Origin of the sequence: Bradyrhizobium sp. Leaf396 (assembly GCF_001424605.1) — a bacterium.
Lineage (GTDB): Bacteria > Pseudomonadota > Alphaproteobacteria > Rhizobiales > Xanthobacteraceae > Bradyrhizobium > Bradyrhizobium japonicum_C.
Genome location: NZ_LMQJ01000066.1, coordinates 207,398 through 221,812, shown reverse-complemented (window position 1 = coordinate 221,812; position 14,415 = coordinate 207,398). Strand labels below are relative to the sequence as shown.

The 14,415-nt window shown below is 62.8% G+C and carries 12 protein-coding genes; 10 read left to right on the top strand and 2 right to left on the bottom strand.

Annotated elements, in window-relative coordinates; all coding sequences use genetic code 11:
* Position 1 precedes the first annotated feature (1 nt).
* Genes ASG57_RS35805 through ASG57_RS35780 form a run of 6 tightly spaced genes read left to right on the top strand, consistent with a single transcriptional unit; the run spans position 2 to position 7,156 of the window.
* Complete coding sequence (locus ASG57_RS35805; protein ID WP_057199234.1) at positions 2–1,237, top strand: thiolase family protein; 1,236 nt, start codon at positions 2–4, stop codon at positions 1,235–1,237.
* Between the two features lie 9 nt (positions 1,238–1,246).
* Positions 1,247–2,797 carry an AMP-binding protein gene (locus ASG57_RS35800; RefSeq protein ID WP_057199233.1) on the top strand — a complete coding sequence of 517 codons (1,551 nt, stop codon included), beginning with the start codon at positions 1,247–1,249 and terminating at the stop codon, positions 2,795–2,797.
* 15 nt (positions 2,798–2,812) lie between these two features.
* Complete coding sequence (locus tag ASG57_RS35795) at positions 2,813–4,321, top strand: AMP-binding protein (protein WP_057199232.1); 1,509 nt, start codon at positions 2,813–2,815, stop codon at positions 4,319–4,321.
* Between the two features lie 23 nt (positions 4,322–4,344).
* The gene (locus tag ASG57_RS35790) at positions 4,345–5,523 is read left to right on the top strand and encodes a lipid-transfer protein (protein ID WP_057199231.1); all 1,179 of its coding nucleotides are present in this window, start codon (positions 4,345–4,347) and stop codon (positions 5,521–5,523) included.
* A 24-nt stretch (positions 5,524–5,547) separates the two neighbouring features.
* On the top strand, positions 5,548–6,342 hold the full coding sequence (locus ASG57_RS35785; RefSeq protein ID WP_057199230.1) for an SDR family NAD(P)-dependent oxidoreductase: 795 nt from the start codon (positions 5,548–5,550) through the stop codon (positions 6,340–6,342).
* Positions 6,343–6,364: 22 nt separating this feature from the next.
* On the top strand, positions 6,365–7,156 hold the full coding sequence (locus ASG57_RS35780) for an enoyl-CoA hydratase (protein WP_024343234.1): 792 nt from the start codon (positions 6,365–6,367) through the stop codon (positions 7,154–7,156).
* Positions 7,157–7,252: 96 nt separating this feature from the next.
* Here the strand turns inward: ASG57_RS35780 and ASG57_RS35775 are convergent, their stop codons facing one another.
* Both ASG57_RS35775 and ASG57_RS35770 read right to left on the bottom strand, forming a co-directional pair.
* Positions 7,253–7,897, bottom strand: coding sequence for a TetR/AcrR family transcriptional regulator (locus ASG57_RS35775; protein WP_057199229.1), 645 nt, complete (start codon positions 7,895–7,897; stop codon positions 7,253–7,255).
* 96 nt (positions 7,898–7,993) lie between these two features.
* Positions 7,994–9,151 carry an acyl-CoA dehydrogenase family protein gene (locus tag ASG57_RS35770; protein ID WP_057199228.1) on the bottom strand — a complete coding sequence of 386 codons (1,158 nt, stop codon included), beginning with the start codon at positions 9,149–9,151 and terminating at the stop codon, positions 7,994–7,996.
* 537 nt (positions 9,152–9,688) lie between these two features.
* Here ASG57_RS35770 and ASG57_RS35765 point away from each other — a divergent pair.
* Genes ASG57_RS35765 through ASG57_RS35750 form a run of 4 tightly spaced genes read left to right on the top strand, consistent with a single transcriptional unit; the run spans position 9,689 to position 14,414 of the window.
* The gene (locus ASG57_RS35765) at positions 9,689–10,513 is read left to right on the top strand and encodes an ABC transporter ATP-binding protein (RefSeq protein WP_349510078.1); all 825 of its coding nucleotides are present in this window, start codon (positions 9,689–9,691) and stop codon (positions 10,511–10,513) included.
* Entirely contained in the window at positions 10,513–12,477 is a 1,965-nt protein-coding gene (locus ASG57_RS35760; RefSeq protein ID WP_057199227.1) for an AMP-dependent synthetase/ligase, read from the top strand. The genes ASG57_RS35765 and ASG57_RS35760 overlap by 1 nt, the downstream gene beginning before the upstream one ends.
* Positions 12,474–13,358, top strand: a complete 885-nt coding sequence (locus ASG57_RS35755) for a branched-chain amino acid ABC transporter permease (protein WP_057199226.1) — start codon at positions 12,474–12,476, stop codon at positions 13,356–13,358. Before ASG57_RS35760 ends, ASG57_RS35755 begins: the two co-directional genes overlap by 4 nt.
* Before the next feature lie 3 nt (positions 13,359–13,361).
* Positions 13,362–14,414: a branched-chain amino acid ABC transporter permease gene (locus ASG57_RS35750; RefSeq protein WP_057199225.1), complete on the top strand. Its 1,053-nt coding sequence runs from the start codon at positions 13,362–13,364 to the stop codon at positions 14,412–14,414.
* Position 14,415 lies beyond the last annotated feature (1 nt).

Below are 14,415 nucleotides of genomic sequence, written 5' to 3'. Positions count from 1 at the left end.
CATGGCCGACGTCTACATCATCGGGGTTGGCATGACGCGGTTCGGCCGCTACCTCGACGATCGGCTCGAAACGATCGCGCGCGGCGCGGTGGAAGAGGCGCTCACCGATGCCGGCATCGCGCGGAGTGATGTCCAGGCTGCGTTCTTCGCCAATACCGCGCAGGGCGTCGTGGAGGGCCAGCATCTGGTGCGCGGCCAGCTGGTTCTCAGGGCGCTCGGCTTCGAAAGCATTCCGGTGACGAACGTCGAGAATGCCTGCGCCAGCGCCTCGACGGCGCTCAACGCCGCCTTCGCTTATATCGCGTCGGGGCAGGGCGACATCGCGCTGGCGATCGGCGCGGAAAAGATGAACGCCAATGACCGGGAAAAATCCTTTGCGATCTTCGACGGCGCCTGGGACGTGCATGACGTCGACGGCAGCGTTCGGCGCTTGACGGCGCTTGGCAAGGATCTCGCGCTGCCGCCGGGCGCCGGCCAGAACAGCGGCAAGCGCAGCGTATTCATGGACGTCTACGCCTCGCTGGCGCGCTATCACATGCATCGCTTTGGAACGACGCAGCGCGACATCGCCGAGGTTTCCGCGAAGAACCACCGGCATTCGTCGCTCAATCCGAAGGCGCAGTACCAGGACGCGATGACCGCTGACGACGTGCTGGCGGCGCGCGAAGTGTCGTGGCCGCTGACGCTGCCGATGTGCGCGCCGATCAGCGACGGCGCGGCCGCCGCGATCGTCTGTTCGGCGGAGAAGGCGCGCGCGCTCGGCGCCACGCGGGCGATCCGGATCGCCGCCTCCGTGCTGGCTTCCGGCTCCGACCGCGAGGCCAACGACCTCGAGCGACATCTGTGCCGGCTCGCCTCCAACCGCGCCTACGAGATCGCCGGTGTCGGCCCCGCCGACATGTCGGTGGCCGAAGTGCATGACGCCAGCGCCTTCGCGGAACTGCACCAAGCCGAACTGCTCAGCTTCGCACCGCTTGGCGATGGCGGCCGGCTGGTGCGGGACGGCGACACGGCGCTCGGCGGCCGGATTCCGATCAACGTCTCCGGCGGGCTCGAATCCCGCGGTCACCCGATCGGGGCGACCGGCCTCGCGCAGATCTACGAGCTCGTGAGCCAGCTTCGCGGCGAGGCGGGGGCGCGGCAGGTCGAGGGCGCGCATCACGCCATTGCCGAGAACGGTGGCGGCTTCCATCACTATGAGGAAGCGACCGCCTGCATCACGATCCTGGAACGCTGAGGGCCATTCATGCGGCTGATCGATTTCTTTGACCGCGGCGTCGGCATCAATCCGTCCCGCATCTGCCTGAAGGATGCAACGGTGTCGCGGACGTTCCGCGAAGTGCAGTTCCGCAGCTACCGGATCGCCAACGCGCTCGCGGCAACCGGCCTCAAGCCGGGCCAGATGGCCGCGGTGTATAGCCCGAATGGCGCGACGGCGTTCGAGTGCATTCTCGGCATCATCCGCGGCGCCAATATCTGGGTGCCGATCAACGCCCGCAACTCCGCGGAAGACAACGCCTACATCCTCGATAATTGCGACGTCGAGGTGCTATTCTATCACAGCGAATTCGAAGCCAATGTGCAGGTGTTCCGCAAGGAGTGCCCGAAGATCCGCCACTATGTCTGCATCGACAAGGCGGGCGCGGATGCGCCCTTCCTGCTGGACTGGATTTCGGATGCGCCTGAGACGGATCCCGATATCCCCGAGGATCCCGGCAAGCCGATTTCGGTTTTCTCTTCGGGCGGCACCACCGGCCGGCCTAAGGGCGTGCTCTGGACCAACCTGGTCTGGGAAACCATGATCTCGAACTTCTTCACCTCGATGCCGGTGAAGAAGCCGCCGGTTCATCTCGTCGTGGCGCCGATGACGCATGCGGCGGGCGGCGTCGGCATCATGCTGATGGCGGCAGGAGCAACGCAGATCATCCTGCCGGGCTTCGACGCCGCCAAGGTGGTGAACGCCATCGAGACCGAGGGCGTCACCCACATGTTCCTGCCGCCGACGGCGATCTACATGCTGCTCGCCCATCCCGCCATCAAGCAGCACGACTTCTCCTCGCTCGAGCATTTCATCTATGCTGCCGCGCCGATGTCGGTGGACAAGCTGAAGGAATGCCTTGAGGTGTTCGGGCCGGTGATGACGCAGACCTTCGGCCAGGCCGAAGCGCCGATGCTCTGCACCTTCCTCTCACCGCAGGAGCACATGGTGATCGGCGATCCCGACAAGGAAAAGCGCCTGGCGAGCTGCGGCCGGCCGACGCTGCTGACGCCGGTCGAGATCATGGACGACGACGGCAACCTGATGCCGGCCGGCGAGCGCGGCGAGATCGTGGTGCGCGGCAACCTGGTGATGCCCGGCTACTACAAGAATCCGGAAGCGACCGCGGAGGTGTCCACCTTCGGCTGGCACCACACCGGCGACATCGGCTTCAAGGACGAGGACGGCTACGTCTATATCGTCGACCGCAAGAAGGACATGATCATCTCCGGCGGATTCAACGTCTATCCGAGCGAGATCGAGCAGATCATCTGGGGCCACCCCGCGGTGCAGGATTGCGCCGTCATCGGCGTGCCCGACGAGAAATGGGGCGAGGCGGTCAAGGCCGTCATCGAACTCAAGCAGGGTTCGAGCACCAATTCCGATGAGATCATTGCGCTGTGCAAGGCGAAGCTCGGCAGCGTGAAGGCGCCGAAGTCGGTGGATTTCTGGGACAGCCTGCCGCGCAGCGCGGTCGGAAAGGTCCGTAAGAAGGATATTCGCGAGACGTTCTGGAAGGGACGCACGCGCGCCATCTGAACGGGGAAGAAGCCCATGAATATCGCCATGGTACTCGCCAATGCGGCGAAAGCGTTTGCGGATCGCCCGGCGGTCTGTCTCGGCAGCGCGACGATCCATAGCTATGCGCAGCTTCTGCAGCGCAGCGCGGCGCTCGGCCAGGCCTTGCGCAACAAGGGCTTTGCGCCGGGCTCGCGGGTCGGCGTCTTCCTGTCCAATCGCCCTGAATATTTCGAGATCCTGTTCGGCGCCTGGTTCGCTGGGCTGGCGGTGGCGCCGATCAATGCCAAGCTGCATCCGAAGGAACTGGCCTACATCCTCGACAATTGCGCCGCCTCGGTGCTGTTCACCGACATCGAGGGCGGACTGTCGCAGCCGGGCAACGTCGTCGATGTCGACGGCGAGGCGTATCGCGCGATGCTTGCGACGGTGCCGTCCGATCTTCGGCCGGCACCGGCCGCGCCCGGCGACAATGCGTGGCTGTTCTACACCAGCGGCACCACAGGTTATCCAAAGGGCGCGATGCTGACCCATCGCAACCTTTACAACATGACGATGAGCTTCCTCGCCGATATCGGCCCGGTCGACGAAACCGACGCGTCGCTTTATCCGGCGCCGCTGTCGCACGGCGCAGGGCTGCTTGCGCTCGCGCACCTGGTACGCGGCGCCGCCAATGTCGTGCCGGAGAGCGGCGGCTTCGAGCCGGCCGAAATCGTCGACCTCATCAATCGATACCCGGGCAGCTCATTCTTCGCCGCTCCGACCATGGTGAACCGGCTCGTCCTCTCGCCGTCCATGGCCGACCTCACGGTGGAGCACCTCGATCACATCTTTTACGGCGGCGCGCCGATGTATGTGGAGGATCTCAAGCGCGCGCTGTCGGCGCTTGGCCCGCGGCTGTGGCAGGCCTATGGCCAGGGCGAGTCGCCGTGCACGATCAGCTACCTGCCGCCCCACATGCATCTCGACAATGGCGACGGCCGTCTCGACGACCGGCTGTCATCGGTCGGCATCCCCCGCACGGGCGTCGCGGTCCGCGTCGTCAATGCCGACCGCAACGACATGCCGCCGGGCGAGAACGGCGAGGTCATCGTATCAGGCGATGTCGTGATGGCCGGCTACTGGAACAATCCGGCCGCCACCGCGCAGGCGCTGCGCGACGGCTGGCTGTGGACCGGCGATGTCGGCACGTTCGACGCGCACGGTTTTCTCTATCTGAAGGATCGCTCGAAAGACGTCATCATCTCCGGCGGCTCCAACATTTATCCGCGGGAAGTTGAGGAGGTGCTGCTGCGCCATCCCGCCGTGGCGGAGGTCAGCGTGATCGGTCGCCGCCATCCCGACTGGGGCGAGGAGGTCATCGCCTTCGTGGCGTCGTCGGCGCCGGTGACGGCCGCGGAACTGGATGCCTTCTGCATCGAACATATCGCCCGCTTCAAGCGGCCGAAGTCCTACCGGTTCCTGCCGAGCCTGCCGAAAAGCAACTACGGCAAGATCCTCAAGACCGAAATCCGGAAAATCATCGAAAGCGAAACGGCCGCGTAATCGGCGAACACAAGGAGCGCACAATGACCACGATCGTTGCAGGTGTCGGCATGATCCCGTTCGCAAAGCCGGGCGCATCAGCGCCCTATGACGCGATGGGCGAGGAGGCGGTCAAGCTGGCGCTTGCGGATGCCGGCCTCGGCTACGACGCCATCGAGCAGGCCTATGCCGGTTTCGTCTACGGCGACTCCACCGCCGGCCAGAAGGTGCTCTACCGGGTCGGCATGACCGGCATCCCGATCGTCAATGTCAACAACAACTGCTCCACCGGCTCGACCGCGCTCTATCTGGCGCGGCAGGCGGTCGAAAGCGGCGCGGCGGATTGCGTGCTGGCCGTCGGCTTCGAGCAGATGCGCCCGGGTGCGCTGGGGTCGATCTTCGAGGACCGGCCGTCGCCGTTCTCGGAATTCGACCGCGTCACCGATGAACTTGTCGGCCATGGCGAGATTCCGCTGGCGCTCCGTTATTTCGGCGGCGCCGGCAAGCAGCACATGGACAAGTACGGCACGCAGCTCTCGACGTTCGCGAAGATCCGCGCCAAGGCCAGCCGCCATGCCGCGCGCAACCCGCTGGCGCTGTTCCGGAAAGAAATGACCGAAGGCGATGTGATGCAGGCGCCGGTGATCTGGGAGGGCGTGATGACGCGCTCGATGGCGTGTCCGCCGACCTGCGGCGCCGCCGCCGCCGTGCTCGTCTCCGAGGCGTTCGCCAGACGCCATAACCTGAACGACACAGTTCGCATCCGCGCGCAGGCCATGACGACGGACCGTCCCAGCACCTTCGAGACCCGCGACATGATGCGCGTCGTCGGCTTCGACCTGTCGAAGTCGGCGGCCGAAAAGGTCTACGAGAAGGCCGGCATCGCCCCCGACGATGTCGATGTCGTCGAACTGCATGATTGCTTCGCGCAGAACGAACTCATCACTTACGAGGCGCTTGGCCTCTGCGGCGAGGGCGAGGCCGAGAAGTTCGTTCTCGATGGCGACAATACCTATGGCGGACGTTTCGTCACCAACCCGTCCGGCGGCCTGCTGTCCAAGGGACACCCGCTCGGCGCGACCGGCCTCGCGCAGTGCTACGAACTTGTCCATCAGTTGCGCGGCACCGCCGAGGCCCGCCAGGTCGACGGTGCGCGGCTGGCGCTCCAGCACAACCTCGGCCTCGGCGGCGCGGCCGTCGTGACGCTCTACGAAAAGAACTGAACCAGAAGCGGGAGTAATTCACCGATGTCGCAGCGGCTCAAGGACAAGATCGCGTTCGTCATGGGAGCCGGCTGCGTCGGTGAAGGCTGGGGCAATGGCAAGGCCACGGCCGTCCTGTTCGCGCGCGAAGGCGCGACGGTGATCTGCGTCGACCGCGATCTAGCATCGGCGGAGCGCGCCGTCGCGATCATCACGGAAGAAGGCGGCAGGGCCGAGGCCCTGCGCGCCGACATCACGTCGGCCGCGGACATCGATGCGGCCGTCGGTGCGGCCATCAGCCGTCATGGCCGCATCGACATCCTGCAGAACAATGTCGGCATCGCCGAGCCCGGCGGTCCCGAGCATATCGACGAGGCGAGCTGGGACCGCGTCATGGCGGTGAACCTGAAGGGGTTCTTTCTCACCTGCCAGCGCGTCCTCCCGGAAATGGTCAAGCAGGGCGGCGGCGCGATCGTCAACGTGTCATCGGTCGCATCGATCACCACGATCAGCGTGCCGATGATTTCCTATTATTCCTCGAAGGCCGGCGTGAACCACTTCACCCGCGCCGTAGCGGTCGAATATGCGCCGAAGGGCATCCGCTGCAACGCGGTGTTGCCGGGCCTGATGAACACGCCGATGATCGTCGAGCCATACAAGCACGTTTACGATTCCGTCGACGACATGATTGCCCGGCGCGATGCGATGGTGCCGATGGGCAAGATGGGCACCGCCTGGGACGTGGCGCATGCCTCGCTGTTCCTGGCGTCGGATGACGCGAAATACGTCTCCGGCGTGCTTCTTCCTGTCGATGGTGCGCTCACGTGCCGAACTGGCTAACGAGACTTTCTGGGAACGTGTCATGAGCGAAGAAAAAGAACTTGTTATCCGCGATGATCGGGGTGCGGTATCGTACATTTCCTTGAACCGTCCGCGTAGCGGCAACAGCCTTTCCTTGTCGACAATCGATGAATTGACCCGCCATCTGATGGACCTCCGGGGGCAGCCGTCGATCGCGGTGATCGTCCTGACTGGGATCGGCAAGAAGATCTTCTGCGCGGGGCATGATCTTACCGAATTTGACGGGGAGACGGATCCCGAATTCTTCAAGACGGTGTCGACGCGCTGTTCGGCTCTGATGCAGACGATGCGGGATCAACCGCAGGTCATCATTGCCAGCGTCGCAGGCGTGGCCTCGGCCGCCGGTTGCCAGTTGGTCGCCAGTGCCGATCTCGCGATCGCCTCCAGCGAGGCGCGGTTTGCGACACCGGGCGTGAACATTGGCTTGTGGTGCCTCACGCCCATGGTGGCGTTGTCGCGCGCCGTGATGCCGAAACACGCGATGCAGATGCTCACCACGGGGCGCCTCTACGACGCGGCGTTTGCGCTACGCATCGGGCTGATCAACGATGTGGTCACGCCCGAGCAACTCGAGCAAACGGTCGAGTCGCTGGCAGCGGAGATCGCCTCGAAATCGACCTACACGTTGGCGCTCGGCAAACAGGCGTTCTATCGCCAGCTGCAAATGCCCATCTCCGATGCCTACGAATATTCCGGCGAACTCGTGGTGAGGAACATGGCCCACGCTGATGCGCGCGAGGGCATTGCTGCCTTCGTACAAAAGCGCAAGCCGCTCTGGAAGGGACGAAAGTAACATTGCTCTTGCGCCTCCGTCCGGCGGATCGTTTTCGTGGGTTCCAGGCGTCTTTTGCGAGCAGCGTTTCGGCTCCGCTGGGGCGGCGAGGCGCGATCAGCGGCTCCGCAGAGCTCCCTCTACGAGATCGACAAGTTGCCGGGCGACCTGCTCGCCGGTGAGCGGTCCTTCAGTCGTGAACCATCGCGTCATCCAGTTGATCGACCCCATGAAGAAGAACACCGTCAGCTTGGGATCGACGGCACGCACCGTCCCGTCGGCAATACCTTCAGAGATCAATTTCCGGAAGCCGCGGTCAAACTTGTCGCGACGCTTGCCGATGATCGCCTTGTTCTGCGACTCCAGCGCGTCGTACTCGCCGAGCACCGCGAAAGAGCCCATCTCGCTGGTGATGGTTTTGACGTACTTGTCGATAAGCAGGAGAATTTTTTCAAGCCCGGTCTTGCCATGCTCTTCGCTGTACTTCATCGCCTCGTCGCCGAAGTCGAGCGACATCATGTGGCATTCGAAGAGAATTTCCTGCTTGTTCGTGACGTAGTAGTAAAGCGCGGCCTTGGTGACGTCCAAGGTCTTCGCCACATCCTCGAGCGAGGTGTTGTGATAGCCGCGAAGGCTGAATGCGCGGCCCGCCTCGCGAAGCAGCGCGCCCCGCTTCAGCGAGAACTGCTGTTCCCGGTTGAGGACTACGCTTTTCCAGGCGGAGGCATGGCGGCCGCGCCTTGCTGTCGATGCCTTCTTCATGAGAGCATGCCGAATATCCGGAGCATATAGGGAACGATTCCCTATGCTTGAGGCCCCATAGTCAAAATTATTGCCTCGAAGTCAATTTCTGGAACCTCAGGCCGAAAGGCTGCGCGCGATGATTTGCTTCTGGATATCGCTGGTTCCCTCATAGATCTTGCAGACTCGAACGTCACGATAGTAGCGCTCGACCGGAAAATCCTTCAGGTAGCCGTAGCCGCCGTGGATCTGCAGGGCGTCCGAGCAGACCTTCTCCCCCATCTCCGAAGCGACGAGCTTGGCAATGGCCGCTTCCTTGGCGCAGGACGCTCCGGCCTCGAGGAGCCGCGCGGCGTGGATATAATATTGCCGCGCGACGTCGACCTGAGCGGCCATCTCCGCGAGATGGAAGCTCACCGCCTGCAGTTCAACGATCGGCTTGCCATAGGCCTCGCGCTCGTTGGCGTAGCGGATCGCAGCGTCGAGCGCTGCCTGGGCAACGCCGACGGCCTGCGCGGCGATTGCAATCCGACCGTCAGACAGGCCACCCATGACGATCCGGTAGCCAGCGCCGACTTCGCCGAGCACGTTCTCCGCCGGAACACGAAGATTGTCGAGCTGAATCTGAGCGACATGGGCCGTCCGCTGGCCGAGCTTGTCCTCGACGCGCGCAACATTGTAGCCGGGTGAGGTCGGGTCGACGATGAACGTCGTAAATCCACTTTTACCGGCCTGCGGATCGGTGCGAGCGAGCACGATCGTTGTACCAGCCTCGCTCCCGTTGGAAATGAACTGCTTGGTGCCGTTGAGAATGAAGTGATCGCCTTCGCGGCGCGCGGTGGCACGAAATGCGGCGGTATCCGATCCGGCCTGCGGCTCAGTGAGAAGAAACGCGCCGATCTTTTCGCCGCGCAGCATCGGCGGCAGATACTTCTGCTTCTGTTCCTCGTTGCCGCGCAAGGCGATGGTGAAGGCGGTGACGTTGTGGACGTGGAAAATGGTGCCGACACCCGCGTCGGCCGCAGCGATCTGCTCCAGCGCCAGACAATAGGCGACGAACCCCGCGTTCGAGCCGCCATATTGTTCCGGCGGCAGCATGCCCATGAAGCCAAGATTCGCGAGAGCCTTCAATTCGGCGTGCGGCCACGTCGCGGTGCGATCGCGTTCCGCTGCCGTGGGGGCGATCGCGTCGGTCGCAACCTTGCGCGCGACGTCCCGAACCATCGTTTGCTGGTCGGTTAGGAACGAAAAAGATTTGCTCTCGGCTCCTGCCATCCCGGATTCTCCTCCTGCCTGTCCTTACCGGAAATTGGCAGCGTTGCTGGAGCGACGCGGTTTCGCGAGCGCGCGAAACCGGTGACAGACGTTGCTCACGGAGAGCTGCAGATCTTCCGTATTCGACCACATATTAGGATATTTGACGTTATGGTCAATTCATATTCGAGGCTTTGCCTTTTCGGTTTGGTGCCATTGCAGGTCGAAAAGTCGAGGCCGCTTCGTCGAAAGGCGCGCCTGAATGCGCCCAATCACGAGCTTCCTCCAAAGCGGGAAGTGCCTGCTGCCTGCTGCAACCGGAATCCGTGCCTCTTGATGCGTTCGCGCCGGAGTGTTCGATCTGCCTGTTTCGTCGTGGTGTGTTGCAGGCGCCCGAATGGGCTTGACCGAAATTGACCGTCGAGTTAAAAATAATGCTCATCGGTCATAAAAATCCGCAGAGGATGGGTCGATTTGAGGGTGGGGCGCTGTTCGGTCGAAATGCCGCATACCGTGGGGAGGATGAATGTCGCAGGACTGCGTTGGTGAAGGGGGAGCGTGTTGAGCGCTGTTTCGCCTCTCTATTCAGCATCGCAGAGCCGTGCGGCGCAGAATGCCGCGGTTCTCGTCGCCGACGGTATCCGGATGGCTTTCGGTGGCGTTGTCGCGCTTGACAATGTGTCCATCGCGGTCGGGGTGGACGAGTTGCTCGCGGTGATCGGGCCGAACGGTGCCGGCAAGACCTCCCTGATGAATTGCCTCAGCGGCTTCTATCGGCCGCAGCAGGGCGAGGTACGATTCAATGGCTCGCTGCTGTCCGGCATGGGCGTCCACCATATCGTGAAGGCCGGCCTGGCCCGGACCTTCCAGGGGACGCATATCTTTTCGAACATGACCGTGATCGAAAACATCATGGTCGGCCGTCACATTCACATGAAGAGCTCGATTCCGTCGGCATTCTTTTACTTCGGGCCTTGCAGACGCGAGGAGATCCGGCACCGCGAGGTCGTCGAGGAAATCATCGAGCTGCTCGAAATCGAATCCATCCGCCATCAGCCGGTCGGCAGCCTCGGCTACGGCTTGCGCAAACGCGTCGATCTCGGTCGGGCACTGGCTCAGGAGCCGAGCATCCTGCTGATGGATGAGCCGATGGCCGGGATGAATACCGAGGAGAAGGAGGACCTCGCGCGATTCATTCTCGACGTTCGCGAGGCGCGACAGATCCCGGTGGTGCTCGTCGAGCACGACATGGGTGTCGTCATGGATCTAGCGGACCGGATCGTGGTGCTCGACTTTGGCCGCAAGATTGCAGAGGGGACTCCGCTGGAGGTTCAGAAGAATCCTGCGGTGCTCAAGGCATATCTGGGCGAAGGAAATCGCTGATGCTGCCGATGCGTACCATTCCGCAACTGTTGCTCGAGCGCGCCAGCGCGGCGCCGGACCGGCTCGTTGAGCGGCACAAGTATCGCGGCATCTGGCGCGAATACACCTATGGTGATGTTCTCGAGAAGGTGCGTTCCTTCGCCCTTGGCCTTGACGCGATGGGTATTCGCCGCGGCGAGACCGTGGCCATTATCGGCGAGAACGAGCCGGAGAACTTCTGGAGCGAGTTTGCGGCGTTCTCGATCGGATGCAAGATCGTCTCGCTCTATCCTGACATCACTGCGGACGAAATCGAATACCTCCTCAACGATAGCGATGCGGTCTGTCTGGTAGCGCAGGATCAGGAGCAGGTGGACAAGGGGTTCGCGATTCTCGATCGCGTTCGGCACCTTCGCCAGATGATCTACTGGGACGATACCGGGATGTGGTCCTATCGTCACGAGCGCCTGACGCCGTTCGAGAAGGTGGTTGAGGTCGGACGCGCGCGCCACGCCGAGGATACCGATCTGTTCCGGCGCCTGGTCGAGACAGGCCGACCCGACGACGTGGCCGTGCTGTCTTATACCTCCGGCACCACCGGGCGGCCGAAGGGCGTGGTGCTGACCCACCGCTATCTCGTCGACAACGCGCATCGCGTCATCGCGGCGACCGGCATCAAGCCCGGCATGGAGTATCTCACCTATATCGCCCCGGCCTGGGCGACGGAGCAGTTCTTCGGCGTCACTATCGGCCTCCTGCTGCCGCTGGTGGTGAATTTCCCGGAATCGCCTGAGGAGGTTCTCAACAATATCCGCGAACTCGCAGTCGAGGTGATGGTATTCGCTCCCCGCCAGTGGGAGAGCCTCGCCGCCACCATCCAGGGCCGGATGCTCGATGCCGGCCGGACGCGCAGGGCGATCTATGCCTGGGGTGTCGATATCGGCCACAAGGTCCATGTCGCGCGTCTTGAAGGCAGGCCCGTCCCGCTCGGCGCGCGGCTTGCGCTGCCGCTTGCGGAGATGCTGGTATTGAAGCCGCTGCGGGACAAGCTCGGCCTCACGCGCATCAAGCTCGCATTGTGCGGCGGCTCCACGATGGCGCCGGATGTGTTTCGCCTGTTCCATGCCATCGGCGTGCCGTTACGCAATATCTATGGCGCCACCGAGATCGGACTCCTGACCCTGCATCAGGGGAATCGGTACAATCTCGAGACGGTCGGGCACTGGCTGAGCTCGCACCCCGAATCCGGTGCGGCGCTGGAATGGAAGGTGTCGGAGCAGGGTGAATTGCTCGTTCGTGGCGGCAGTGTCTTTCAAGGCTATCACAAGAAGCCCGACAGCGTCGCCCAGCGCGTTGAGGACGGATGGTATCGCACGGGCGATGCCGTGTCGGTCACCGACAGCGGCGAGCTCGTATTCCTCGAGCGCCTCGACGATCTTCGACAGCTTCGCTCCGGCGAACGGTTTCCGCCTCAGTTTATCGAGACCCGGCTGCGTTTCAGCCCGTTCATCAAGGACATCATGACGCTTGGCGACGATACGCGCGACTATATCGGCGCGCTGATCAATATCGACATGAGCGTGGTGTCGCGTTGGGCGGAGGATCGAAACATCAGCTTCTCCACCTTCACCGACCTTTCGCAGAAGCCAGAGGTGGCCGAATTGATGCGCGGCGAGATTGCGCGCGTCAACACGTTCCTGCCCGAGCACGCGAGGGTCCGTCGCTTTGCCAACTTCCCCAAGGAGCTCGATCCGGATGAAGGCGAATTGACCCGCACACGCAAGCTGCGACGCGAATTCCTCGCCGAACGCTATGCCGTGCTGATCGAGGCGATGTACGGCAGTCGGGATCATCAGAAGCTCGACATCGCGGTGACATATCAGGACGGGCGAAAGGGCGCGCTGTCTGCTCACGTCGCCATCCACGACGTCGTCAAGGCAGGCAAGTCGGCAAACGCCGCTGAACCGTTGCGGGCCATCGCATGATCGATTTCGTCAACTACTTCATCAACGGTGCGCTGGTCGGGCTGCTCTATGCCCTCATCGCCATGGGCTTCGTGGTCATCTATCGGGCGTCGAAGGTCTTCAATTTCGCCCAAGGCGAACTCGTCGTGTTCGGCGGCTTCATCGTCTGGTGGATGGTCGCCTCGCTGGGCCTGCCGCTCTCGATCGGCATTCCGCTCGCGTTCGTTGCGGCGGCGCTGTTCGGACTCCTCATCGAGCGGGTGTTCTTTTCCCGCCTCGCCGGTGAGTCGGTGTTCGCCATGGTCATGGTCACGATCGGACTTTTGATCCTGATCCGCGGCCTGATCCTCGTGCTGTTCGGCCCGCAGGTGCGCTCGTTCCCGATCATCTTTCCGCTTCAGCCGGTGATCATCGGGGAGATCCTCATCCCTCGCTCGCTTCTCATCGGCGGCGCAATCACGGTCATCGTCGGTTTCGGCCTGTCGTGGTTCTTCAACCGCACGCGGGCCGGGCTGCGCATGACAGCGGTTGCCGAAGATCATCAGGTGGCGCTGTCGATGGGAATTTCAGTGAAGCGCTCCATTGCGTTCGCCTGGATTCTCGGTGCCGTGCTGTCGACGCTTGGCGCCATCATCTTCCTCAGCGGAAAGTCGCTGAACTTCCTCGCCTCCGACATCGGCCTTGCGGCGTTGCCGGTGGCGCTGCTGGCGGGTTTCGAGGCGATCGCCGGGGTTCTGCTGGCCGGCCTTATCGTCGGTATCATTCAGGGGCTCGTGACCGCCTACCTCGATCCGATCGTGGGCGGCGCGATCGGCACCGTGTTTCCGTTTATCATCATGCTGCTCATCCTCTTTATTCGGCCGACCGGAATGTTCGGCTGGAAGACCATCGAAAGGGTGTGACCGATGGATCCGGCAGGCGTATTCGCCACCAGCTTCGAACGCGATCAGGCGTTGATCCGCACCCGCGGACAATGTGTCGCGCTCGTTCTGCTTTTCGTCGCGCTGGTCATCCTGCCCCATGTTCTGGGACCGCGGCTCGTCGCCATCTCGACCAATATGCTGATCATGGCCGTGGTCGTGATCGGCCTGCAGATCAACATGGGATATGCGGGCCAGATCAATCTCGGCCAGGCTGCGTTCATGGGAGTCGGCGCCTACGCCACCGGAGCGCTGGCGATCAAATTCAATCTGCCGTTCTGGCTCAGTATTCCGTTCGGGGGCTGCGCCGCCGCGGTGTTCGGGTTCATCTTTGGCTTGTCGGCGGTTCGCATCAAGGGCTTTTACCTGGCGCTCACCACCATCGCGGCACAGACCCTGTTTCATTTCCTCATTCTCAATCTGCCGCAGTCGTGGTTCGGCGGGTCGAACGGGTTGACGCTGGAGCCGGCACAGATTTTCGGCTTCAGTTTCGTCAGTGAGACCTCGATCTACTATCTCTGCCTGGCCGTGACCGCGGCGATGGTGTTCGGCGCCTATGGCATCGTGCGCAGCCGGCACGGGCGCGCCTTCGTCGCAGTCTGCGACGACGACGTCGCTTCCGGGCTGATGGGAATCAACGTCGTGCGGACCAAGGCAACCGCCTTCCTGATCGGTGCGTTCTACGCGGGGATCGGCGGGGGGCTGTGGGCCTACTACGTGCGTTTCGTCGCCGTCGATCAATTCACGCTGTTCCATTCGATCTGGTTCATCGCAATGGTCATCGTCGGAGGCCTCGGTTCGATCACCGGAGCGTTGATCGGCGTCTTCGTCATCAAGGCAATTCAGGAAAGCTTCGTTACACTTGGGCCCAGCATCGTCGCGCAATTTCCCTCGCTCGGTGGCGATGTGGTGTTTGCGATGATGAACGTGTTTCTCGGCGGGATCATCGCAGCGTTCCTGATTTTCGAGCCGCGCGGGCTGATGCACCGCTGGAATATCCTGAAACGATCCTATCGCCTTTGGCCATTTCCCTATTGAT